A 26,353-nucleotide genomic window follows, 5' to 3' on the forward strand; every position below is an offset into this window, starting at 1 on the left:
AATTTTAGGGGGTAGGATAAATGGGAAAATTAAAATCTAAAATATGCACTATATTAAGTTTTGTATATCTCTTTACATTAACTCCAACTATATCATTTGCAGAAACAAAGGCAACTGATGTTAATAATGAGGTAAGTCTTGAAAGGGCACTTATACCAAAGCCACTTAGCGATTACCAAACAGAAGGAAAATTCATTTTAACAGAAAATACATCTATTTATGTACAAGGAAACACTGAAGAAGAAACAGATGAAATATTTAGAACAGGGGAATATATTTCAAATAAGTTTAGCCCATCAACAGGATTTCAATTCAATGTAGTGAAAGGAGCTAATGTTCCAGATGGAAATATATACTTAACAACTGTAGGTGGAGAAGAAGAGCAAGGTGATGAAGGATACAAAATAAGTGTTACAACTAATGGTGTTGAAGTAGTAGCATATAAGCCAGAAGGTATTTTTAGGGCAGTACAAACATTAAGACAATTACTACCAGCAAGTATTGAAAAAAGTAAAGTAGTTACAGGTGAAGAATGGAGCATGCCATGCTCAGAAATTGATGATAAGCCAGAATATGAATATAGGGGAACAATGCTAGATACTGCAAGACACTTCTTTAGTGTTGATCAAGTTAAGAGATATATTGATAATGCTGCTCAATATAAAATTAACAAATTACATTTACATTTAACTGATGACCAAGGTTGGCGTCTTCAAATTAAAGGAACAATTGGTGAAAAAGAAGAAGACCTTAATAAATTAGTTGAAATTGGAGCCCAATCATCAGTTTATGGTGATAAAGGTGGATATTATACACAAGAAGAATTTAAAGAAATTGTAGAATATGCAAATGAAAGATATGTTGAAGTTATACCAGAATTCGATATGCCAGGACATACTTGGGCTGCATTGGTTTCTTTAAATTATTTAAATTCAACTCAAGATGGAAAACCTGTTGGTCCAAAGGATAATACAAAACCATCTAAAGATTATGATGTAGGATATTCTTCATTTGAATGTAATAATGAAAATACTTATGAATTTGTAGATATTGTATTTAAACAAATATCTGAAATTTCTCCATTAATTAAAACAATTCATGTTGGTGGAGATGAAGCTCATAACACCAGTAAAGAAGATTACAAGAAATTCTGTCAAAGAGTAACTCAAATAGCTCATAACTATAATATGACTACAATCGGATGGCAAGGTTATGATGAAGTAGTAACAGGTGATCAAAATGCTATTTGTCAATACTGGGATAATAGCTCTGCAACTGGAAATAATTTCAAAGGGGATTTAAAACAATTAGTTTCTCCAGCTAATAAAGCATATATTGATCAAAAATATGATAGAAGTACTGAGTTAGGTCTAAGTTGGGCAGGTCCAACTTCAGTTAAACAAGCATATGAATGGGATCCAACTGATTATGGTGCTAGAGATAGAATTATTGGTATTGAAGCACCATTATGGAGTGAAACTATAAGAGAAAGTAAAACTGAAAATCTTGAATTTCTGGCTTTCCCTCGGTTGTTAGGATTAGCTGAAATCGGTTGGTCACAAAAAGAATATACAGAATGGGAAACTTATAAACCACGATTAATTGCTCATGGCGAAAGAATGAAAAATCAAGGAATAAATTACTTTAAAGATCCTAATATATGGGAAGTTCCATATGAGCCAGTAAATGCTGAGTGGAATATGGATGAAGCTGAAGGAACAGTAATTAATGATAAAAATGGTTTATATCCAGGAACAATAAAAGGTGGAACTACATGGGTTGAAGGTAAAAATGGAAGCGCACTTTCATTTGATGGAACTGGGTACGTTGATTTAGGAATAAATGATTTAAAGGGTGATTGGTCTGCTACACTTTGGGTTAAGAAAGGTCAAAATACTGGAACAAATGCAGTTTTAATTGGAGGAAATGAAGGAGAAATCAAGCTTGAACAATGGAAAAATACCAAAAAAGTAGGTATTACAAAATTTGGTGTAAGTGATTCTACATTTAATTATGTAGCTCCAGAAGGAGAGTGGGTACACTTATCATTTGTAGGTGATGGAACAGGTACAATTTTATATGTAAATGGGCAATTACAAGATAAAATATCAGCAAAAATAAATGGACCAGCTAAGAGAATTGGTGCCAATGCTAAGGCAGGATTAGCTGATTCAGGAAATATGAAGGGTTCCTTAGATGAGGTTAAGATATTTAATAGAGCATTAACAGCAGAGGAAATAGCTACAATAGTAAAAGGTGGAGAAGAAGTACCAGTAGAAGTAGGTTTTAAAGTTACTTTACCAACAGATGAAATAACTGTTGGAAATAACTTTGGTATTAAATTAGGAGCTAAAGATTTATCTGCTGATAATATGTATGCTATGCAATTTGATGTAGCTTACGATAAAGAAAAAGTAGACTTTGCTAACGCAACATCAGTTGATGATTCTAAGTATATAGTTTCAGCTAAAGATAATAATGGAACTGTAACTGTAGTAGTTGCTACAAAGGGAGTAGCTATAGAAAATGATAAAGATATTGTTAACTTAGAATTCACTGCTAAGGCTTCTGGAGAAGAGATAGCATTTAATATCACAAATGGTGTAATTGCTGATGAAGATGGTAATGTTGTTGAGATGGCTGATGAGGCTGCAACATTAACTATCGTTGAAGGAGAAGTTGAGCCTGAGCCAGAAGTTGATAAGACAGCATTAAAGATAGCAATAGATTATGCTGATGAAGTAGTAGCTAATGGTGGATTAGAAGGTGTAGTACCAGCTGTTGTTAAAGAATTCAATGAATCGTTGGCACAAGCTAAAGAAGTTTATGGAAATAAAGATGCAACAGAGGTAGAAGTAGATGCTGCATTTAAGAGATTAGTTAATTCAATATGGATGCTTGAATTTAAGCAAGGAAATAAGGAAGCATTACAAGCACTTGCAGATTCAGTAAAAGCATTAGTTGAGAAAGAGTATACATCAGATTCATGGGCGAACTTACAAAGAGCTCTTGGAGAAGCAGAAAAGGTAATAGCTGATGAAAATGCAATGCAAGAGGAAGTAGATGAAGCATTAAATAACTTAAAGACAGCTATAGATGCTTTAGTTAAGAAGAATATAAATAAGACAGCTCTTCAAAGCTTAGTAAATAAGGTTGAAGGCTTAAATAAAGATAAATATATTAAGTCAACTTGGGATAAGTTTGAAAAAGCATTAAAAAATGCAGAAAAAGTTTTAGCAAATGAAGATGCAACTCAAGAGGAAGTAGATGCAGCTTATAATAACTTACTTAAATCTTACCTTGATTTAAGATTAGTTCCAGATAAATCTGCTCTTGAAGATTTAATAAATAAAGTAAAGAATATGAATTTATCTAAATATACTAAGGAAAGTATAGCAATGCTTAAGAAAGAATTAAAGAGTGCTAGTAAAGTAGTAAAAGATAAAGAAGCTACACAAGAAGAAGTAAATGCAGCAACTAAAACTTTAAATCTAGCTTTAGCTAATTTAGAGGCAAAGGGAGACTCAAATAATTCAGGTAATAATAACAATGGAAACAACAATAATAATGGAAATAACAATAATTCAGGTAACAAGAAGCCAAATAAAGACAGAGGAAAAGGTGGTAAATTACCTAATACAGGTGGAACTCCAGCAGCTGCTGTAGGATTATTTGGAACGGTGCTTGCAACAGCAGGAGTATTTATATTAAAGAGAAAAAGTAAATAAGACGAAGTAACATTAAAGAGTGACATAAGATAGATAGAATACTTATGTCACTCTTTATTTTATATTTTTAAAAGACATAATTCTCTTAATTTTTATAAATAAATTAAGAGAATGAACAATATAATATTATGAAGTACAATTAAGCATTAAGTGAAAATGTTTATTGGGTTAAAAGAATAAAGTTTATTATGGGGGGATTGATTTTGAAAAGTAAAATGATTAGAAAATTATTAGCCACAGCAATGGCTACAGTATTTATTATTAATGGATTAACAGTAACCAAAATAGATGCTGTGACTAATAATAGTACAGAGGTAGAAAGAACACTACCTAACTTAAATCCAGTTCCACAAAATATAGAGATAAATGATGGAGTATTGACAATAACATCTTCTGTAAATATAAAAGGTAGTGATGTTGCCGATGAAGATGCTATAAGAATTTTAAATGAGTTTTTAGTTGAAAATAATATTACAGTAAATGAGACATATAATGAAGCTTCTACTACTTTAATAATTGGTGAAGTGGAAGATGATATAGCTGATATGGATACTGCAAAGGAAAAGTTAGGTATTGAAGATACTGTAGAATTAGAAGAAGAGGGATATGTACTTGCTGTTGATAATAGCAAAGGCAAAGGTGGAACTATATTAATAGAAGGTAAGGATGGCGATGGTACTTTCTATGGGGTGAAAACTTTAACACAGCTAGCTGAGAGTGATGGAGGGGAAACTACTGTTACAGAAGTTAAAATAAGTGATGAACCTACAATGAGGACAAGGGGAATAGTTGAAGGTTTTTATGGAAATCCTTGGACTCATCAAGATAGATTAAATCAAATTGAATTTTATGGAGAGCATAAAATGAATACTTATATTTATGCTCCAAAGGATGATCCTTATCATAGGGAACAATGGAGAGCTCCATACCCTGAAAGTGAAATGTCAAGAATGAGTGAGTTAATAGAAACTTCGAAAAAAAATAAGGTGGATTTTGTTTTTGCAATTTCTCCAGGTATAGATATTAGATTTGATGGAGATGCTGGGGAAGAAGACTTTCAAGCATTAATTAATAAATGCCAATCACTATATGATATGGGAGTTAGAAGTTTTGCAATATTATTTGATGATATCAGCAATAAGGATGGAATAAAGCAAGCCACTTTACTAAATAGATTTAATGAAGAGTTTGTTAAGGTTAAAGGTGATGTAAAACCACTTATAACAGTTCCAACAGAGTATGATACTCATTCTATGGGAAGAGTTGAGGAATTAAATCCATATACTAGAGATTTTTCTAGTACATTGGATAGTGACATAATGGTTATGTGGACTGGGCCAGTAGTTGTTTCAGAAGGAATAGATTTAGAAAATGCACAGTTTGTAAATTCTATATATGGTAAGAGAATGGGAGTATGGTGGAATTATCCTGTTACTGATTATATGAAAGAAAAACTAGCATTAGGACCAATATATAATGCTGATAAAGCTTTAAAAGATGAAGTGGACTTCTTTACAATGAACCCAATGGAGCATGCAGAATTTTCTAAAATAGCATTAGCTACAGGTGCAGCCTATTCATGGAACACAGAAGCTTATGATTATGATAAAGCTTGGAATAAAGCTATAGAAATGTTATATGGAGATTTAGCAGAAGAAATGAAGGTTTTTGCAAATCATTCTACAAGAATGGAAGGTGGGTGGGCTTCTACAGGTAGAGCTGATGCACCAGAGGTAAGAGCTAATATGGATAGCTTATTGAAAAAGTTAGCTAAAGGACAAGATGCTTCTTATGAAATAGATTATTTATATAAAGAGTTTGATAGTATGATTAATGCAGCAGATAAATTAAATGCTGAATTACCAAGTGAGGTATTATCAAGATGTAAATCTAATTTGGATAAGTTAAAGCTCTTAGGTGAAAATGATAAATTAGCTTTAGATATGTTAATTGCTTTAGTTAATAATAATGAATCAGAGGTTTATAGAATAAAGAGTATATTAAACGATAATATGTCTAAATTAAATTCTGGAGCTAAGGTTTCAGAAAAAACAGCATTAGCATTTATAAATGAAGCATTAGCATTTGATCCTTATCCAGTGGCCGGATTTAATATATCAAGTACATTTGTAGCTACAGGTGAAGAAGTTACTTTTACAAGTACAAGTTCATTATCAGCTGTTGATATGGAGTGGACATTTGAAGGTGCTAATATTGAGAAAAGCAGAGAGGAAAATCCAACTGTAACTTATGCAGAAGAGGGAATATATTCAGTCTCTCTTAAGGTAAAGAATCCTTTAGGAGAAGATGAAATAGTAAAAGAAGGATTGATTACGGTTTCAAATGCAGCAAAAGAGGAGAAAATCAATCTTTCATTAGGTAAGACAGCAACAGCATCAAGTTTTGTAGCTCCAGGAGAAGCACCAAGATTTGCAATAGATGGAGATGTAAATACTAAATGGTGTGCTTCAGGTAATGGAACACATACTTTAACTATAGATTTAGGAACAGTAAGTACAATAAGCGATGTAATAATTAAACATGCAGAAGCGGGTTCAGAATCACCAGCGTTGAATACACTTTCTTATAGGATACAAGTTAGTAGTGATGGACAAAACTATAAAGAGGTATTAAAGGTAGATAAAAATAATAAGGCTGTAACTAATAATCCAATTCCAGTAACTAAAGGTAGATATGTTAAATTGTTAGTAGACAAGCCTGCGCAAAATAGTGATAAAGCAGCAAGAATTTATGAAGTAGAGATAATGGGATTAAATAAAGATATTGAATTACCACCTATATATGGAGAATCAGGGGATAATAAAGAGCCAATAGTTTACCCAACTCCTCAAAAAACTAAATATTTATCAAAGGAAGACATGTCATTAACTGGTGAAGTAAATGTAGTTGTTCATGGTGATCAAGAAAAGTCAACAATAACTAAATTAGATGAAATATTAAAGAAAAATGATATAGAGTATGCTGTATCTGACAATATAGATGAGAATAAGGCTAATATAGTGATAACTTCTGATAAAAATCATTGTGATGAATGTGTAGATGACGATTTAGTAAATGATAAAGCATTAAAAAATAAAGAAGGTTATGTACTTAAGACTAGTGATGATGATAATAAAAATGGGGATATAACTATTATTGGTTCAGATAAAGATGGAGCATATTATGGCGTATTAAGCTTAGGACAAATATTAGAAAAAGGTTCAGATGATAAATTTGCTGAGGTAGTTATTTCAGACTATCCAGAAATAGAGTTTAGAGGGTTTATCGAGGGGTTCTACGGTATACCTTGGAGTCATGAGGATAGAATGAGCCTTATGAAGGATACAAGTGAATATAAAATGAATACTTATATTTATGCTCCAAAGGATGACCCTTATCACAGGAAGGATTGGAAGAAGTTATATCCAGAAGATAAGGCACAAGAAATTAAGGAGCTTGCAACAGCAGGTGCAGAAAATAACTTTAATTTCTGTTGGACAATACATCCAGGTGCAACTTTGAAGTTTACAGATGAGGATTTTAATGCATTAATTAATAAGCTTGAACAATTATATGATTTAGGGGTTCGCCAATTTGGAGTATTATTTGACGATACAGATGACTGGACTAATGGGAAAAAACAAGCAGAATGGATTAATAGAATAGATACAGAGTTTGTAAAGGCTAAAGGTGATATTGCACCTATGATTGTCATTTCAGCTAGATATAACTCTGCATGGGGACCAAGTATGAATAATTATTTTAAGCCATTCATGCAAACATTACACGAAGATATTCAAGTAATGTGGACAGGACATGCAACAATGTCAAATGTATCTAGAGATGTATTTGAGTGGCCTAAGATTCAAACAGGTGTAGATAAGGATATGGCAGTTTGGTGGAACTATCCTGTTAATGATTATTGTGATAGTAGACTTCTAATGGCTCCATTACACAATCTTAATAAAGATTTAGATAATGTTAGTGGATTCTTTTCTAATCCTATGAATCAAGCGGAGGCGTCTAAGGTTGCATTATATAGCATAGCTGACTATACATGGAATACTGATTCATTTGATTATATGAAGAGTTGGGAGACTTCTATAGAAAAACTTGTTCCAGGGGCTAAGGAAGAATTTATGAGATTTGCATCTAATACTTCTTATTTAAAAGATAGTGGTGGTGCTAGTGGTCCTTTTGAATATGATGAGTCTTGGTATTTGACAGATAAAATAAATAATTTATCCAATAGTATAGCAAATAATGAATCAATAATTGAACCAGCTAATGCATTATTAGATGAATTTAAGCTTATCATATCAGATTACGATAAACTTGTAAGTAATATAAATAATAAAAACTTACTTGAGGAAACACAAGTATTCTTAGATGCATACAAAGCTTTAGGAGAAGCAGGAGCAGCAGCAATGGAATCATTAATAGCTGCAGAAGAAGGTAAAATCGAAAATTGGTTAAATAAAAATAATTTAGCTAAAGAAAAACTAGATTTAATGGAAAGTTATAAGGTAAAGAGAGCAGAAGATAATAATGGAGATTTAGTTGAAGTAGAGTATGTAGTAGCAGTAGGTGAAAAGAGACTTAAACCAATAATAAAAGATGCTATAAGATTATCAAATACTATTCTTTCTAAATCTATATTTGTTGATGAGCAAGCTAAGGCTGTAGGTACATTAGATGGAATTGATAATATTAATGTAAAATTCGAAAATGGATCATATTCAATTGATAATGTAACTGGAGTAAAGTTAGGAGATTATGATTATATTGGAATAGCATTTCCTAAGGCAACTAAATTAAGTGAAGTTGTAATTGAGGCTAGTGATTATGAGGGGTTAGCACTTGAGTACTCATTAAATGGGTTAGAGTGGCAAAAGGCAGAGACAACTGTAGAAGATAATATAATGAAGACTACTTCTAATGTAGCTGCAACTTATGTTAGATTAGTTAGTACAAATGGAGATACAAAGGTTATTGATATAACTAGATTAATAACAAAACCAGTTTATAAAGCGAATTCTAGCATATCTCAAAATATAGGACAATATCAAAGTTATTCTATTGATAAAGCTTTAGATGGAAATATGGATACTAAGTATTGGTCAGATAAAGCTACATCAAAAGGCCATTATATTCAAGTTGACCTTGGAAATAAAATACCTCTTTATGATGTAACTTCATATTTTGGAAATATGGATTATATGAGAAATTCAGAATATTTAATCTCAGAAGATGGTATCAATTGGACATCCTTAGGTGATTTACAATTTGCTGATGAAGGTGGGAAAAAGGTAGCTACTGCAAATGCTGAAGGTAAAATGACAAGATATATTAGAATAAAAGCTAATGGAGAAAATTCAGGATACTGGATACAATTATATGAATTAAAATTTAATAAAACTGTTCCGGATTTTGGTAATGATTATGTTGAATTAGTCACAGGAAGCCCAGCAGGTAGATGGGATGCATTATATGATAGAGATTTATCTACTGCTTTTGAGGCTGATGAGGTAAGTGAAGGTGATGCATTAGTTTATAAAATGACAAGAACAACTAAAGTTGAAGAAATAATGTTCTTACAAGATTCAGAAAGAATAAGTGAAGCAAAGATAAGTGTTAAGAATACAGAGGGTAATTGGAGAGAAGTAGGAAGTTTAGAGGAACAATTAACAACTCTAATTGTTAATGAAGAGATACTTGAAGTAAAATTAGAATTTGATTCAAATAAACCTGCTCCAAAGATTTATGAAATAATAGTTAAAGAGAATGCAAATATTAATGTATTTAAGGAACACTTAAAGATTGCGGTTGAGGAAGCAAACAAAATAACAGAAGAAGATTTAGAAAATGTTGTTCCAATAGTAGTAGAAGAGTTTAAGAAGGCCTTAGAAGAGGCCGAGGCTGTATTATCAAATTTAGGTGCTACGCAAGATTCTGTAGATAAAGCTTTTGATAGATTAAGTAAAGCAATGCATATGTTATCTTTCAAAAAAGGAGATAAGGAACATTTAATTGCATTAGTAGATAGGATTAATAAGCTAGATAAGAACGAATTTATTGCAAGCACTTGGGATAAGCTACAAGTTGCATTAGATGAAGCAAATGTAATAATAAATGACAGTAATGCTATGGAAAAAGAAGTGGTAGAGTCTTATGACAAATTAATGAGAGCATTTTTAGAACTAAGATTAAAACCAAATAAAGATAAGTTAGAAGGATTAATTAATAAAGCTGAAGGTCTGGATTCAACTAAATATACTAAGAAGAGTTGGAAGAATGTAGAGAAGGCTTTAATTTCAGCTAAGAAAGTATTTGCTGATGAAGATGCTACAGAAAAGGAGATTGCTAAGGCTGAAAAAGATTTAGGGGTGGCATTAACTAATTTAGAGGCAAAGGGAGACTCAAATAATTCAGGTAACAATAATAATGGAAATAATAATCAAGATAACAATGGAGATACTGGAAACAATAATTCAGGTAACAAGAAGCCAAATAAAGACAACGGAAAAGGTGGTAAATTACCTAGTACTGGAGCAGCTGTTTCTTCTTCATTAATATTACTTTTAGGAGCTGGAGCAGTTGTTGCTGGAGGAGTAACTATAAAGAAAAGAAAAAGAGAAGAATAATTAATTTATTTGTTGGGTGGATAATAATTTAATATAATCATTATGCTAAAGGAGTTATTTTAAAAATAACTCCTTTTTAAGTAGATTTGTTTATTTTAAAATTATAATTAATGAGATTTTTTTAATTTAAGCACAAACGATACTATAAATGAAATTATAGATATAGCTAAGAATACATAGAAAAGTGGTATTAAGAAGAATGGTTCAACAAGTGTTCCATCCGGAGCAATTTCACTTCCTATAATATTAAATAAAACAATGCATGACACTGAAATAATAAGTGATATTAATGATACAATATATTTTTTCATTTTAAAAACCTCCATATAATGTAATTTAGTCTTTTATTGTTAGTGACTTTATAAATAGAGTATAATACATATATACATGCAAGTCAATAATAAATTATTGAATAACAATAAAAAAATATTGTTATTAAAATGATAGTATATTCTATAATATTAGTTAAAGAACTATTTAGATATTTATAATATACGATTGATAAGATATGTTATAATAAGTATAGGTTTACATATAATGCGGGAGGATGGTATGAAGAATCAGATACTAAAGATGTTAAAAGAAAAAAGTAAAAATATTACTATAGATACATTAGAAGAACTTACTGCAACTAATATAAGTAATGAACTTAAAATAAGCAGAAATTTAGCTAGCCAGTATTTAAATGAATTTGTTAATGAGAGAAAAGCGATAAAGGTTAATAAAAGACCAGTGTATTTTCTAGATGTAGAGGAATTAGAACTTAAGTATAAAAAAAGTATAGATAAAGAAAATTATAGCATTGAAGAAATTGAAGAGTATTTCACCGTATTTTCAGAAGAAAAAAAGGATTTCATGAATTTAATTGGATATAAGGGCAGCTTAAAATATGTTGTAGAGCAATGTAAATCGGCAATTGCATATCCTCCAGATGGACTACCTATATTATTTTATGGACCAACTGGTACAGGAAAGAGCTATATGGCAAATTTAATGTATGAGTATGCTGTAAATACAAGGAAGGTATCGAGTGATAAGAAATTTGTTACGGTTAATTGTTCAGAATATGCAAATAATCCAGAATTATTAACAGCAAATCTTTTTGGAGCAAAAAAAGGATCATACACAGGTGCTGATAAGGATACAGTTGGATTGATTAAAGCAGCTGATGGAGGAATATTATTTTTAGATGAGGTACATTGTTTAAAGCCAGAATGTCAAGAAAAATTATTCTTATTTATGGATAAGGGAATATATCACATGGTTGGTGATAATGAAATTTGGCATGAAGCTAACGTAAGATTAGTATTTGCTACTACTGAAAATCCAGAAGATGTATTGTTAAAGACTCTTCTTAGAAGAATTGCTATTATAGCAACAATACCTTCTTTGGAAGATAGGCCAATTGAGGAAAGAAAAGGAATTATACATCATGTATTTAAAAGGGAATCGGAAAATATAAGAAAAAAAATTAGAATTAGTAATGCTGTTTATAAAGCATTATTAAATTGCAATTTATCAGGAAACATAGGGCAAATAAAAAATTATATAAAAGCAGGTTGTGCGAATGCATTTTTACAACAGATTGATAATTCAGAATATTTAGATGTAAATATATATAATATGCCTCAATTTTTATTGTCCTTTAACAACAAGGATCAAGTTGTAGTTGAAAGAGCCTTAGATAAAAAAATGATAAATATTGAAGAAATTAATCCAGAGAAAAGAGCAGAGAATAATTGTAAAATTGTAGAACTGTATGAAAGTATAATAAAAAGTTATTCAAATAATAAAATTAAGAATTTATCTTTTAAAGATTTTTTAATAGATTATGATAAGCAGTTAAACAGGTTTTATGATTATATAGTTTATTCTAATATAGAGGCTAATTATCAAAAGGTGCAGTATATAAAGACTGTGTTAGAAAATATTTTTGATCTTACAATTAATCAATATAGAATAAATATACCTAATAATGATATTATAGTTTTTTCAAGATATTTAAATGATTATATTCAAAATAGAAGTGAAATAAGTATATGGGAAAATACGAATAAAGAATTAATAAAAAAAGTAGAGGAAGAGGTAAATGTTAAACTAAATAGAGAGCATCATATAGCTGTTGAAATAAGTAATTTATTACAGAATAGCTTAGATGTAACTTTAGGAGGGATGGAATTAGCTTTTCTAACTATGAATATTAAATCTCTTAATAAAGAAGTGGATATTAATAGAATACCTGGGATTATCTTAAGTCATGGCTATTCAACAGCAAGTAGTATTGCAGATGCTGCTAATAAATTATTAGATTGTTATATCTTTGATGCAATAGATATGCCGTTAGGGGTTAGTTCTGAGGAGATAGTTAAAAAGATTAAAGACTATATAAATAAGAAGGGGAATTTTAATGAAATTATACTTTTAGTTGATATGGGATCATTAGAGGATATATATAAAGGCATACAAAATGACACAAACATAAATATAGGAATAATAAACAATATAAATACTAAGCTTGCTTTAGATATAGGCTTAAAACTAATTCAAGGATATGAAGTAGAAGAGATACTAAAAGAATCTTGCAATAGGAACTACTCTAGCTATAAGTACATTAAAAATAGAAAGTTAGAGAAGGTTATTTTAACAGTATGTCCAACTGGAATTGGAACCTCTAAAAAGATTGCAGAATTAATAAATAGAAGTTTACCAAGAAAAATAGAGATAAATATAATACCACAGGATTATGGATTAATAGTTGATGAAAAGACATTAAAGGAGTTACAAGATAAATATGATATTAAGATTGTAATTGGAACTATAAATCCTAATATTGAAGAGGTCCCATTTATATCTCTTGAAAATATTATAGTTAATAATCAATTAGAGTATTTAGAAGAGATATTCAGTGAATATTTAACTGCTGAAGAGATAAAAACATTTAAGGACAATATAGTAAAGGTGTTTTCACTATCTAATATAGTAGATTATCTTACAATATTAAATGCGGAAAAGGTACTAGAGGTTGTAGGTGTTGCAGTAGATGAGATGGAAAAAAAACTTAATATTGAACTTATGACAAGTATAAAGATAGGTCTATATGTACATTTATCATGTTTGTTAGAAAGATTAATAACTAAAACTCATATAACGTCTTATGACGGTATAGAGAAGTTTAAAGAAGAGAATAAAGAGTTTATTGAAATAGTGAGAGAATCGTTAACTGAAGTAGAGAAGTATTTTAGTGTCGAAATACCTGTCGAAGAAATAGGGTACATTTTCGACTATATAAAAAGTAATAAATAATAATAAGGAAAATAGAGGCGTGTAGGCTATCGACTGATAGTTGGCACGCCTCTTGCTTTATATAAATACTGAAAGGAGATGAATCTATTGAGAAGAGTAATTTTAGCAACACATGGGGAATTATCAAAAGGAATGCATAATTCAATTAAATTAATCATCGGTGATATGGCAAATGATATAGAAACATATTCCTTATATACAGGAAATAGCCCAGCTGATTATGTAAATGAAATTAGGCAGGATGTAGAAAGTAAGGAGGATACAGAATTCATTTTTATTACAGATATAAAGGGCGGTAGTGTTCATACTGCATTAATGGAATTATGCGTGTATAAGAATGTTAAGCTATTTTCTGGAATGAATATGAATTTAGTTTTAGATATTTTATTATCTTTTCCAGATGAAATATCAAATAAGCAAAGCGAAATAATAATTAGTCAAGCAAGAGAAGGAATGACCTTTTTAAATTATCAAAGTTTAAATGCAGATGAAAATGAAGAATTTTAATAAAATTTTAGGAGGAATATTATGAAAAAGAATTTTTTAAGTTTATTTAAGAATGAAAAACCAATCTTTGCAATGTTGCACTTAAAAGGAGATACTCAAGAAGAAACTTTTGAAAAAGCAAAAGAAGAAATCAAAATCTATATGGAAAATGGTGTAGATGCAGTAATTGTTGAAAATTACTACGGAAATTACTATGACATGGAAAGAGTTCTACAATATTTGGAAGAAAGTAATTTGGATATTGTTTACGGAGTTAACTGTTTGAATGTTGATGCAATGGGATTTGATTTAGCTAAACGTTTCGGAGCTAGTTTTGTACAATTAGATTCAGTAGCTGGTCACTTACAATTAAGAGATGATCCAGGATTTGAAGCATTTATTAAAAAAATGAGAGAAGAATATGATGGATATATTCTTGGTGGAGTAAGATTTAAATACCAACCATATTTATCTGGAAGATCATTAGAAGAAGATTTAACAATTGGTATGACTCGTTGTGATGCGATTGTTGTAACTCAAGATGCAACTGGACAAGAAACATCTATGGATAAAATTAATGAATTTAGATCTATCATGGGTGATTTCCCACTAGTAGTTGGTGCAGGATTAACTCCAGATAGTTGTGAAAAACAATTTGAAGTTGCAGATGCTGCTATCGTAGGAAGTTACTTTAAAGATACGTACAAAGATACAGGTGATGTTGATGGATCACATGTAAAAACATTGATTGATGCTGTAGAAGAAGTTAGAAGGGGAGGACAATAATATGATTAAGGCAGTAAGAATAGACCATCGTTTAGTGCATGGACAAGTAGCTTTTTCATGGACAAAGTTTTTAGAAGCTGATTGTATTTTAGTTGCTAGTGATAATTTAATGAAAGATGAATTAAAAATGACTGCAATGAAAATTGCAAAACCTACTGGAGTAAAACTAGTTATGAAAAGCATCGATGATTCTATAAAAGCATTAAATAGCGGAGTTACAGATAAATATAAATTGTTTATTGTAGTCGAAAGTGTAGAAGATGCTTATCGCCTAGCAAATGCAGTTCCAGCTATCACATCAATTAATATTGGTGGTATGAAAGCAACAGAAGATCGTAAACAAATTTCAAAAGCTGTTTTTGTATCAGAAAATGATGTGAAAATGATGAAAGAATTGGGGAGTAAAGGAATTGAATTAGAAGTTCGTTTAGTGCCAAGTGATATAAAACAAAATGCTTTAAAATTAATCTAAAAGGAAAGAGAGGAAAAGTGTATGAGCTTAGGATTTCAGGCTATATTAATTGGATTAGTTGCATTTTTTGGTTATTTCCACAATTATGCAGGTTCTACAATGTGGAATCGCCCGATTATTATGGCTACATTAACAGGTCTAGTATTAGGAGATATGACTACAGGTATCATGGTAGGTGCAGCATTAGAACTTGCATTCTTAGGAGCAGTTCCAATTGGGGCAAGTAATCCACCAGATATGACAGCAGGATCAATCATTGGAACGGCATTTGTTATTGCAAGTAATGCTCAAATAGGGGCAGCAATTGCATTGGCTATTCCAGTAGCTACATTAGCATTATTATTTAACAACTTATTAATGATGTTTGTATTAGTATGGGTAGCTCACTTAGCTGATAAATTTGCAGAAGAAGGAAATGCAACAAAAGTAGAATGGTTATGTAGAATTGCTGCAATTGGAAATATGTTAATATTAGCATTGGTAGTATCAATTTCTTTCTACGTAGGTGTTCCAGTAATTGAAAAATTATTAGCAATGATTCCAGAATGGATTATTCATGGTATGGATATAGCTGCAGGAATCTTACCAGCGATAGGGTTTGCAATGTTAGCAAAAATGATTCTTACAAAAGAGTTAGTTGCATTTTTGCTTTTAGGGTTCTTATTAGTAGCTTACTTAAATATTCCGGTTTTTGGAATAGCATTATTAGGTTTAGTTATAGCTCTAATTACTTTCTATATGAGAGACAATAAATCAGGAAATATAGAGGAGGCTTACGCAGATGAAAACGAATTCTAAAAATACTATTGATCCAAATAGTAAAATAACCAAAAGAGATTTTTGGAAAGTATTCACAAGAAGTTGTACGTTAGATTCAGCATGGAATTATGAGCGTCAACAACACTTAATGTATTGCTATACAATGATTCCTATTTTAAAAAGACTTTATTCAGATAATAAAGATAAGATGTCAAAAGCATTAAAACGACATTTAGAATTTATGGCGTGTACTCCACATATAGTAACATTACTAGCTGGTATTACAGGCGCAATGGAAGAACAAAATTCAAAGGATGAAAATTTTGATGAAAGTTCAATCAGCGCTGTAAAAACTTCATTAATGGGACCAATGGCAGGATTAGGAGATTCATTCTTCTGGGGTACTTTATTAACAATAGCAGTTGGAATTGGTGTTTCTTTTGCACAACAAGGAAGTATTATGGGACCAATTATATTCTTGCTTATTATAAATGTTCCAGGATTCTTAGCTCGTTTCTATTGTTTGAAATTCGGATTTAAATATGGGGTTAAATTCTTCACGGATATGTCCAATAATGGTGTTATAGAAAAGGTTACAAAATGTGCATCAGTGGTAGGTTTAATGGTAATTGGAGGAATGATTGCAACAACAGTTAAAATGCCAATTACATTAGAAGTTGGAGTTGGAGAAATTGTTGAACCTCTACAAAAGTATTTAGATCAAATTATGCCTTGTTTATTACCAGCATGTGCATTTGGAGTAATGTACTGGCTATTAGGTAAAAATGTTAAGACAACTCGTATTTTAGTATTCTTATTAATTTTTGGTTGTATTGCTTCATTTTTTGGAATAATGTAATAAAATCAAGCATTAAGAAAAGGTTTATCAATTTATTATTTATTGTTTAATGAAGATCACCAGTTATTATGGTGGTCTTCATTAGCAATATTGCATTTAAGTAAATGTATTATATTACTATAGGTTAATTAAATATTTTGAAAAATATAGGATTTATTAGATATATTTAATTACAAGGACATAAAAGAAGAGGGAGGAGACAAGCTTATGAACAAGGATGAGTTAATACAAATTTCAAAGGAAGTTAGAAAAGATATTATAAATATGATATATGAAGCAAAATCAGGACATCCAGGTGGATCACTATCCTGTGCAGATATAATAACATATTTATATTTTGAAAAAATGAATATAAATAAAGATAATTATTTAAATGATGAAAGAGATAGATTTGTACTTAGCAAAGGACATGCAGCACCAGCTCTTTATGGAGCACTTTGTGAAAAAGGATTCTTTCCCAAAGAGGAATTAAAAACATTGAGAAAAGTTGGTGCATTACTACAAGGACATCCTGATAAGAAAAAGGTTCCAGGTGTTGATGTATCCACAGGATCTCTTGGGCAAGGGATATCAAATGCAGTAGGTATGGCGTTAGGACTTAAACTTAGAAAATCACCAGCTAATGTTTATACAGTTCTAGGTGATGGAGAATTGCAAGAAGGATTAGTATGGGAGGCGGCAATGGCAGCAGCTCATTATAAATTATCAAATTTAGTAGCAATAGTTGATTATAATGGCTTACAAATAGATGGAAGAAACGAAGATGTTATGACTATAACACCATTAGAAGATAAATTCTCAAGTTTTGGGTGGAATGTAGTTAAGTGTAATGGTCATGATTTTGATGAAATCCATGACGCTTTTGATAAAGCAGAAAGTTGTTTGAATAGGCCAACTGTAATAATAGCTAATACCATAAAAGGTAAAGGAGTTAGCTTTATGGAAAATAAAGCTGAGTGGCATGGACAGGCTCCTAATAAAGAGCAAAGAGCGGAAGCTATAGGCTGTATTGAAGGAGAGGAGAGACAGTAGTATGGGAAAAGCAACTAGAGAATCATATGGAATGGCATTGCTGGAATTAGGAAGTGAAAATGAAAAAATAGTAGTTTTAGATGCGGATTTATCAAAATCAACTAAGACAAATGATTTTAAAAGTAAATTTAGTGATAGATTTTTTAATGTAGGGATTGCTGAACAAAATCTAATAGGAATGGCTGCAGGACTAGCCAATGTAGGATATGTACCTTTTGCAAGTACCTTTGCAGTATTTGCTACAGGTAGAGCATTTGAGATAATAAGAAATTCAATATGTTATCCTAAAATGAATGTAAAAATAGCAGCTACTCATGCAGGAATAACAGTTGGTGAAGATGGTGGGTCACACCAGTCTGTAGAGGATATAGCTTTAATGAATTCTCTACCTAATATGACTGTTATTGTTCCAGCAGATCATAGAGAAGCTATGCAGGCTGTTAAGGCAGCAGCTAATTATGAAGGACCTGTATATTTAAGACTTGGAAGATGTAATACACAGGATATATTTAATGATAATTATAAATTTCAAATTGGAAAAGGTGTTGAAGTAGTTTCAGGAGATGATGTTACTATAATAGCTACAGGAATGATGGTTGAAAAGGCTATTGAAGCTTCAAAAGAGTTATCATTAGAGGGCATTAATGCTAGAGTAATAAATATTTCAACAATAAAACCTATAGATAGAGAGATAATATTAAAGGCTGCAAGAGAAACAAAGGGAATAGTAACAGCAGAAGAACATTCAATAATAGGGGGACTTGGAGCTATGGTAGCTTCTGTAGTTTCTAGTAAAGAGCCTATAATCGTAAATATGTTAGGAATAAATGACACGTTTGGAGAATCAGGAACCCCTGATGAACTTATGTATAAGTATGGGTTAACTAAGGATGAAATCATAAAGAAAGTGAAAGAAATTTTAAACTAGGAGGCTGGATATGAAACTTTTTATAGATACTGCAAACATAGAAGAAATAAGAAAAGCAAATGAATTAGGAGTTATATGTGGTGTAACAACTAATCCATCATTAATTGCAAAAGAGGGAAGAAATCTTAAAGAAGTTATAAATGAAATCTGCTCAATTGTGGATGGACCTATAAGTGCAGAGGTAATGAGTCTAGAAAGTAAAGAGATGTACAAAGAAGGAAGAGAGCTAGCAGCACTTAATAAAAATATAGTTGTTAAGATTCCAATGTGTGATGAAGGGCTAAAGGCAACTAAGCTTCTAGCTAAAGATGGAATTAAGACAAATGTTACTTTGATATTTTCTCCGTTACAGGCTTTATTAGCTGCAAGAGCTGGAGCTAGCTATGTTAGTCCATTCCTAGGCAGATTAGATGATATAGGTAATCCAGGTATTGATCTTGTAGAAAGAATAGCTGAAATATTTAAAGTTCATAAAATAGAGACAGAAATAATATCTGCAAGTGTTAGAAATCCAATGCATGTACTAGATGCATCCTTAAAAGGATCTCATATTGCAACTGTGCCTTATTCAGTAATAATACAAATGATTAAACATCCATTAACTGATAGTGGAATTGAAAAGTTTATTAGTGACTATAAAGATGCATTTGGAAAATAGCAATGATATATGGTTAATTAAAGAGACTGTTGGAAAATATGTTTTTTCTAAAATTTTTTGATATATTCTTTGATGAATAGCATTTTTAATATTAAAAAAGACATTAATACGATAAATATCATATCGTATTAATGTCTTTTATATTTATATCAAGATTTTTGAACTTTTTATCTGATTATACGTTTAATAGGTAAGAGGTGAAAAAAATGAATGCAATAAAAATAAAAAATCTTACAAAATCCTATGATGGTAAGACTAATGCTTTGAACAATATAAGTCTAAGTATACCGAAAGGTGAGATATTTGGATTTCTTGGTCCTAATGGTTCAGGGAAAACTACTGCAGTTAGAATACTTAATGGAATTCTTTCAGCAACATCAGGATATGTTGAAATTTTAGGGATACCTGTGGGAAAAAATAATCTTGAGATTCATAAATTATGTGGAGTTATGACTGAAAGTTCCTCTTGTTACGAAAACCTTACTGCAGAAGAAAATTTAATATTCTTCGGGAAAATGCATGGAATTGAGGAAAAAGTCCTTAAGGAGCGGATTAACTTTATATTGAAAAGACTAGAGTTATTAGAGGTAAAGAATAAAAAGGTAAAATCTTTTAGTACAGGAATGAAAAAGAGAATTTCCCTGGCTATAGCATTAGTTCACAATCCTCAGATTTTATTTCTTGATGAACCTACTTCTGGTTTAGACCCAGAAAATGCACTTAATGTTACAAGGCTTATAAAGGAACTTGCAGAAGAAAACCAGGTTACAATATTTCTTTGTACTCATCAATTAAAGTATGCTGAAGATATTTGTACACTATATGGTTTTATAAATAATGGAAACATCCTTGGGTTAGGTACATTTGATCAACTTGCTGCAAGTAAAAATGCAACTATTCAATTAAAAGTTAGAGGAAAAAATATTTCTGAAGAATTTGGATTTATACATGAGGGTGATGATATATATAGTAAATCTATTTCAGGAGATAAAGAAGTAGATACTTTAATAAAAGGAATACTTACAAGTGGTGGGGAAATCTATGAGGCTGTACAGCAAAAATGGTCTTTAGAGCAGCTGTATTTTAAATATATAAAAGGTATATCTAATGATATAACATTATAAATAAGGAGTGGTTAGAGAATGAATAGAAATGAAAAAGCATTGATATATAAAGATGTGAATGAAATAACAAGTTCAAAAAAGGTTTTCCTTCCTATGACTATTGTACCGATTATTCTAATTATAATCATACCAATAGCAATATTAATAGGGGCTAACTATATTGGAAATGATTCAAGTATATTTTCAAAGATGGCGCATCTTATAGAAAAATTACCTTCTGAATATGCAAAATACAATCCAGCGCAATTTTTAATAAAGGTGGCAATAAATTTTATGTTTCCATCATATTTTCTTATAATTCCAATAATGTGTTCAGGAGTTATTGGAGCTAGTAGTTTTGTGGGAGAAAAGGAGCATAAAACTCTTGAGTCTTTGCTTTATACACCAATATCTATGGAACAACTGCTCAGAGCCAAAATTTTAGGGGTTTTTGTGCCATCTTACATTGTGACTTTGATTTCATTTATATGCTTTGGCATAATATTTAATATAGGTGGTGTTATTTATTTTGGAGGGCTTATTTTTCCAGATATAAAATGGCTTATAATTATACTTTGGATTTCGCCTGCAATTAATTTATTATCGCTAATATTTACTGTGATGGTATCAGCAAAGTCAGAAACATTCCAAGAAGCACAGCAAGTAAGTGGAATTCTTGTGATTCCAGTTATTCTTATATTAGTTGGTCAAATGACAGGAGTTATTTTGATTAGTAACTTTGTAATGTTTATAGCAGGTGCTATTATTTTAATACTTGATTATATATTGATAAAGAGGATTTCCTCTAAATTTGTTCCAGAGAAATTGATTTAAAGTTAAAAATATTAATAGGGTAAAATAAATTTGAAATTTCATTGAACTTTTTTTTGAGTTCTACGTTTAATAAATGAAAACAGCGAAAGGAGGATGGTTTATGAATTTTGAAAATTTAAAAGAAGAAAATTTAATTGCTCGAGCTAAAGAAAATGATAAATATGCCTTTGAGATATTGATTAATAATAATTTTCAAGTTTTAAAGGGATATATATTAAAGTTAACCTGTAATAAAGATTTAACCGAAGATATACTTCAAGAAACTTTATTATCAGCTGTTATTCACATAGACTCATTTACTCCAAATGCTAAGTTTTCAACCTGGTTAATAAAAATCGCAACAAATAAATATAGGGATTATCTAAGAAAGAATAAGGAAACAGATATACTTTTAGATATTGTTCCATCATCTTATTCTTTAGAAGATGAATTTATAAAAAAAGAAGAAGTAGAAACTGTATTAAAAATATTAAAAGATATGCCTAATGATAAAAGAACTGTATTTATATTAAAACATTATTATGGGTATAGTTATGATGAGATAAGTGAAATAGTAAATTGTCCAATTGGTACTGTACGGTCGAGGTTACATTATGGAATAAAAGAAATTATTTCTAAATTTAAAGGAGGTAAGTAGAATGAAATCTTTTGATGACTTAGATAAGAATATTGATAAATATTATGAGGGCTCATTAAATGATAGTACCTCTGATGAATTAGAGATAAGGTCTGCATTAGATAAGATGTCTATTGTGAATAATATAGAAAATAGGATATCAATACCAATTGATATAAGCTCTATAGTAGAAGAGGGGCAAGAAATACATTTTAATAAAAATTTGAAAAAAGCTACATTTAAATTTTTATTATTTGCTATAGCACTGTCTATTTTAATAGGGTTTATATACGTAAAAGTTTCTATACCAGTGGTAATGACATCGCAATTTATAGTGATAGTTGGATTATTAATAATTAATTCAATTATTATAAAGAGAAAAGCAAGGAGTGAGGTAAAATGAAATATAGTGAAATAGCTATTATTATAATTCTCCTTATACTTGTTACTACTCAAGGAACTATTATTTTTAGAGATGCATTAAAAAAGAAGATTCCAAATCCGTGGCTATGGGGGATTATTGGATTAATAAGTGTACCTTCATCAAGCATAATTTATTTAATATATAGAAAAGCATATTTAAAGCGAAAAATAAAAAAATAAAGGGGATTTATATTATGACTATGGATTTTAAACTTTTACTACCAATTTTAATTCTACAAGCTATTTTTTTTATTTATTGTGTTTCGATAATAGTGAAAAATCCAGTGAAATTTATACCAAAATGGGCGTGGGGAATATTGTGCCTTAATGCTATAGGATGTATTGCATTTTTGATATTAGGAAGGGATGAGGAATAATGAATGTAAATGAAGTTACTAAGGAATTTACCTTAAAACTTGTAAATATAAATAAGAGTTATGGTAATTCACAAGTACTTAAAAATATAGATTTAAACATCCCACAGGGTGTTATATATGGATTCATTGGAGAAAATGGAGCAGGTAAAACAACTACTATGAATATAATATGTGGATTAAAAAAGGCTTCTTCTGGAGATGTTATATTTTGTGGAAAAGAGCTTGATTATGATGATGAAAGAAAAGCAATTGGGTATCTTCCTCAACAACCTAAATTTTATGGATATATGAAAGTAAAAGAATATTTAGATTTTATACTTTCACTTTCACCATCAAAGGATAAAAGATTTTCTAGAGATGAATTGCTAACAATTGTTGGTTTAAAAGAAGCTTCAAATAAAAGTGTAAAAACTCTTTCTGGAGGAATGCTTCAAAGACTAGGGATAGCAGTTGCCATATGTAATAATCCTAAGCTTGTAATATTAGATGAACCTACATCTGCATTAGATCCAGAAGGTAGAAGAGAAGTTATGAGTATAATTAAAGGCTTAAAAGAAAGGGGGATGACAGTATTTTTCTCCACTCATCTTTTAAGTGATGTTGAAAATATATGTGATTATATAACCATAATTCATAAAGGGGAACTTCTTAAATCTACTACATTGCAATCCCTTAAGGAAGAATATTCATCTAGTTACTATGAGGTTATATTTGATGGAGAGATAGAAAGGGGAAATAATCCACAGTTTATAAAAAGTGTTAAACAAAAAGATGAAGTAACTTTGATATTTGTTGATAATACTTTAAAGGATGAGAGACGGTTATTTAGTTATTTATTAAGCTTAAATAAACCTATTAAATCCTTTGTAAAAAAAGAAGTATCATTAGAGGATATATTCTTTACAATTATTAAAGGTGGTGAATCTAATGACATTTAAGGCATATTTGAATAAAGAGTTTACAGAGGCTAAAAGAGAACATAAACTAATAACATTATTTATGGGATTCTTTTTCTTCGCACTAATTGGACCTCCAATTTTAAAGCTTACACCAAAGCTTCTAGAAAGCCAGTATGGAAGTGATATGTCTAGTCTTTTTAATGTATCAGCAACTGATTCTATAGCAAGTTATTTAGGGGGTAATTTACCACAAATATGTATATTGGTTTTATGCCTTACACTTGGTGGAATTTTATGTAACGAAATATCTAAAGGGGTAATAATATTTCCTATTACAAAGGGAGCAAATAAGTCTTCAATTGTATTAGCAAAATTTTGTTTTTATGGACTTGCAATATTTATAATAAGTACAATAGCTGTAATTACAAATATATATTATTCATTTATTGTGTTTGAACAAGATTTTCCGACTATAAAATCTATTTTAATCTGCGCCATTAATGTTTATATTTACTTAATGTTTATTCTTTCAGTAATATTTATATTTAGTAGTTTATTTAAGAAAGCCATGGGAGTAGCATTATTATCCATGGGGATAAATATAGGGTTAACCCTTTTAAAGGGATTTAATTATTCGTATAACCCTTTTACCCTTATAGAAGAAGCTACAAAGCTTTCAACTGAATTTTCAACTGGGACTATAATAGTAACAATTTTATTAATTGTTTTATTAACCAGTGCTTCAGTCTTAATATTTAGCAAAAAGGAAATAGAAGCTTAAGTATAATAATTAATGAAAAAAACTACAGCTTAACCTGTAGTTTTTTAGTTATATAATTACTTAAAAGTTTTTTGTAATATTTAATGTAAGAAAATTTATTTATTATTAACAAACTCAACTACTTTGCTAAAGGCTTTTTCCATTTCGGAATCGCCGGTATTCATGTCAGTTAAATCAGTTGCAGGATAATTAGTATTCTGAAAATTAAGCGAATATAATATATATTAAGATGTTTTTGAACATACTATACTTGTATCAATTTTGAAAGGAGATAAGTATGGAAAGATTACATTGTAGAATAAATGGAATAGCTAATGAAAATATGAAAACACAACTGAAAAATTCATTAGAGAAGGTTGAAGGCGTAAATCAGGTATGTGTTGATATGGCAAGAGGATCTGTTGAAGTAATTTATAATGAACCAGCAACACAAGAATCTATAAGAAGTTGTATAGAAAATACAGGACATGAAATTGACTAATTAAGATAAGAAGCAGTTTGTAATTTTAAAATTATAGACTGCTTTTATTTTTATCGTAGACTTAGTAATTTTAAGATTTTTATAGAATAAAAATAATAATAGATTTATTAAGTGTATTAGATGAGGAGTAATTTCAATGGTTATTTATGTTAAAAAGATAAAAGGGTATTTTTTATTGTTTTTACTAGCTTTAATTTCTCTTGGTTTTATATTTTATAAATATATAGTACAAAGCAACAATAAGGATTTCATTGCAGGAGCGTTTATTATCAATATAGAATTAGAAGAGAATCATGATAAGGAAGCTATAATGTTATTAGATGAAGAAAAATATTTTAGACCATCAAAGCTCCCGGCACTAAATATAAAGAAAGAAACTAATGAACTTATTAATAATTATTATAATAAAGAGTTAGATAAAATGCTTGTACCTAGTAAGTATCTTAAAACACCAGATGATACAATATTAAATTATTTTTCAATTCTAAGGGAAGCAGCTAATCCTGTAGAAGGAAAATATATTGGATGTGGTTCATTAGGAGAAGGTGATATACCTTACAAAATAGCATATAACTTTTTTACTGGAGCATATAAGAAGAATGTAAGCTTTAAAGATTATAAAAATTCATTTTCTAATATACTTCACATAAGTCTTATAAAATTTAAAGAGGTTCCAAGTGATAATGATAACTTAAAGTACTTTTATGAAATGGAAACAATACAGGGATTAGAAAATAATATAGCTAGTTTTACATATTACTATGGATTTTTAGAACTATCTAAAGTAGGAAATGAATATAAAATAGATAATATTAATATAACCCCTGAAAATTATCTTTGTGCGCCATATCATGGATGGGTATACGACGGAACTTCAAAAGTTGAAATAGAATATGGAAATTGGTGTAAGTTTATTAAGAAGATGGGGAAAACAGAAGTCGATGGATATGTTAAGAATATATATTTCCTTGGTAATGACAATAAAAATTACAAAATACAATTTTATACATTAACAAATGATTATGATATAGAGGTAGCTCAGTATGTTAAAAATAGTAATGGAACATGGGAGAATATAAAGTTAAATCCAAATGATTGCTTAGAAAAGAGTAATAGTGAATAATATAAATAAAATATTCTTACTAAAAAAATATATTAATCAATTATTATTATTGTATAATAAT

General features: G+C 29.9%; 22 protein-coding genes. 21 read left to right on the top strand and 1 reads right to left on the bottom strand.

Translation table 11 applies throughout. From position 1 onward, the window contains the following. Positions 1-20: 20 nt before the first annotated feature. Complete coding sequence (locus ACYUEX_RS02295; protein ID WP_460286383.1) at positions 21-3,728, top strand: family 20 glycosylhydrolase; 3,708 nt, start codon at positions 21-23, stop codon at positions 3,726-3,728. Between the two features lie 203 nt (positions 3,729-3,931). Next, a complete protein-coding gene (locus ACYUEX_RS02300; RefSeq protein WP_460286384.1) occupies positions 3,932-10,372 on the top strand; it encodes a beta-N-acetylglucosaminidase domain-containing protein in 6,441 nt (2,146 codons plus the stop codon). 107 nt (positions 10,373-10,479) lie between these two features. On the opposite strand, the gene ACYUEX_RS02305 is transcribed toward ACYUEX_RS02300, so the two are convergent. Continuing rightward, positions 10,480-10,683 (bottom strand): DUF3955 domain-containing protein, encoded by a 204-nt coding sequence (locus ACYUEX_RS02305; protein WP_460286385.1) that lies wholly within the window; start codon positions 10,681-10,683, stop codon positions 10,480-10,482. A 241-nt stretch (positions 10,684-10,924) separates the two neighbouring features. On the opposite strand from ACYUEX_RS02305, the gene ACYUEX_RS02310 reads away from it, so the two are divergent. The 19 genes from ACYUEX_RS02310 to ACYUEX_RS02400 all read left to right on the top strand — a co-directional run bounded on the left by ACYUEX_RS02310 (position 10,925) and on the right by ACYUEX_RS02400 (position 26,292). After that, positions 10,925-13,675, top strand: coding sequence for a sigma 54-interacting transcriptional regulator (locus ACYUEX_RS02310; protein WP_460286386.1), 2,751 nt, complete (start codon positions 10,925-10,927; stop codon positions 13,673-13,675). An 87-nt stretch (positions 13,676-13,762) separates the two neighbouring features. Further along, entirely contained in the window at positions 13,763-14,182 is a 420-nt protein-coding gene (locus ACYUEX_RS02315) for a PTS sugar transporter subunit IIA (RefSeq protein WP_460286387.1), read from the top strand. A 21-nt stretch (positions 14,183-14,203) separates the two neighbouring features. Continuing rightward, positions 14,204-14,947 carry a BtpA/SgcQ family protein gene (locus tag ACYUEX_RS02320; RefSeq protein ID WP_460286388.1) on the top strand — a complete coding sequence of 248 codons (744 nt, stop codon included), beginning with the start codon at positions 14,204-14,206 and terminating at the stop codon, positions 14,945-14,947. A 1-nt stretch (position 14,948) separates the two neighbouring features. Then, positions 14,949-15,419: a PTS sugar transporter subunit IIB gene (locus tag ACYUEX_RS02325; RefSeq protein WP_460286389.1), complete on the top strand. Its 471-nt coding sequence runs from the start codon at positions 14,949-14,951 to the stop codon at positions 15,417-15,419. Positions 15,420-15,440: 21 nt separating this feature from the next. Next, positions 15,441-16,217: a PTS mannose/fructose/sorbose/N-acetylgalactosamine transporter subunit IIC gene (locus ACYUEX_RS02330; RefSeq protein WP_460286390.1), complete on the top strand. Its 777-nt coding sequence runs from the start codon at positions 15,441-15,443 to the stop codon at positions 16,215-16,217. Then, positions 16,201-17,037: a PTS system mannose/fructose/sorbose family transporter subunit IID gene (locus tag ACYUEX_RS02335; RefSeq protein WP_460286391.1), complete on the top strand. Its 837-nt coding sequence runs from the start codon at positions 16,201-16,203 to the stop codon at positions 17,035-17,037. Before ACYUEX_RS02330 ends, ACYUEX_RS02335 begins: the two co-directional genes overlap by 17 nt. 207 nt (positions 17,038-17,244) lie before the next feature. Further along, on the top strand, positions 17,245-18,069 hold the full coding sequence (locus ACYUEX_RS02340; RefSeq protein ID WP_460286392.1) for a transketolase: 825 nt from the start codon (positions 17,245-17,247) through the stop codon (positions 18,067-18,069). A gap of 1 nt (position 18,070) precedes the next feature. Continuing rightward, positions 18,071-18,997: a transketolase family protein gene (locus ACYUEX_RS02345; RefSeq protein WP_460286393.1), complete on the top strand. Its 927-nt coding sequence runs from the start codon at positions 18,071-18,073 to the stop codon at positions 18,995-18,997. A gap of 10 nt (positions 18,998-19,007) precedes the next feature. Continuing rightward, entirely contained in the window at positions 19,008-19,655 is a 648-nt protein-coding gene (gene fsa / locus ACYUEX_RS02350) for a fructose-6-phosphate aldolase (RefSeq protein ID WP_460286394.1), read from the top strand. Between the two features lie 206 nt (positions 19,656-19,861). Next, positions 19,862-20,779: an ABC transporter ATP-binding protein gene (locus ACYUEX_RS02355; RefSeq protein WP_460286395.1), complete on the top strand. Its 918-nt coding sequence runs from the start codon at positions 19,862-19,864 to the stop codon at positions 20,777-20,779. A gap of 18 nt (positions 20,780-20,797) precedes the next feature. Continuing rightward, positions 20,798-21,592: an ABC transporter permease subunit gene (locus ACYUEX_RS02360; protein WP_460286396.1), complete on the top strand. Its 795-nt coding sequence runs from the start codon at positions 20,798-20,800 to the stop codon at positions 21,590-21,592. A gap of 100 nt (positions 21,593-21,692) precedes the next feature. Continuing rightward, complete coding sequence (gene sigY, locus ACYUEX_RS02365; RefSeq protein WP_460286397.1) at positions 21,693-22,229, top strand: RNA polymerase sigma factor SigY; 537 nt, start codon at positions 21,693-21,695, stop codon at positions 22,227-22,229. A 1-nt stretch (position 22,230) separates the two neighbouring features. Next, positions 22,231-22,611: a hypothetical protein gene (locus ACYUEX_RS02370; protein WP_460286398.1), complete on the top strand. Its 381-nt coding sequence runs from the start codon at positions 22,231-22,233 to the stop codon at positions 22,609-22,611. Then, positions 22,608-22,811 (top strand): hypothetical protein, encoded by a 204-nt coding sequence (locus ACYUEX_RS02375; protein WP_460286399.1) that lies wholly within the window; start codon positions 22,608-22,610, stop codon positions 22,809-22,811. The genes ACYUEX_RS02370 and ACYUEX_RS02375 overlap by 4 nt, the downstream gene beginning before the upstream one ends. A 14-nt stretch (positions 22,812-22,825) precedes the next feature. Further along, a complete protein-coding gene (locus ACYUEX_RS02380) occupies positions 22,826-23,008 on the top strand; it encodes a hypothetical protein (protein WP_460286400.1) in 183 nt (60 codons plus the stop codon). After that, complete coding sequence (locus ACYUEX_RS02385) at positions 23,008-23,946, top strand: ABC transporter ATP-binding protein (protein WP_460286401.1); 939 nt, start codon at positions 23,008-23,010, stop codon at positions 23,944-23,946. The genes ACYUEX_RS02380 and ACYUEX_RS02385 overlap by 1 nt, the downstream gene beginning before the upstream one ends. Continuing rightward, positions 23,936-24,688, top strand: coding sequence for a hypothetical protein (locus ACYUEX_RS02390; protein ID WP_460286402.1), 753 nt, complete (start codon positions 23,936-23,938; stop codon positions 24,686-24,688). The genes ACYUEX_RS02385 and ACYUEX_RS02390 overlap by 11 nt, the downstream gene beginning before the upstream one ends. Positions 24,689-24,965: 277 nt before the next feature. After that, positions 24,966-25,169, top strand: coding sequence for a heavy-metal-associated domain-containing protein (locus ACYUEX_RS02395; RefSeq protein WP_460286403.1), 204 nt, complete (start codon positions 24,966-24,968; stop codon positions 25,167-25,169). 136 nt (positions 25,170-25,305) lie between these two features. Next, positions 25,306-26,292 carry a hypothetical protein gene (locus tag ACYUEX_RS02400; RefSeq protein WP_460286404.1) on the top strand — a complete coding sequence of 329 codons (987 nt, stop codon included), beginning with the start codon at positions 25,306-25,308 and terminating at the stop codon, positions 26,290-26,292. The last annotated feature ends 61 nt before the right edge of the window (positions 26,293-26,353 follow it).

It is taken from the genome of Clostridium sp. CTA-7 (assembly GCF_054768095.1).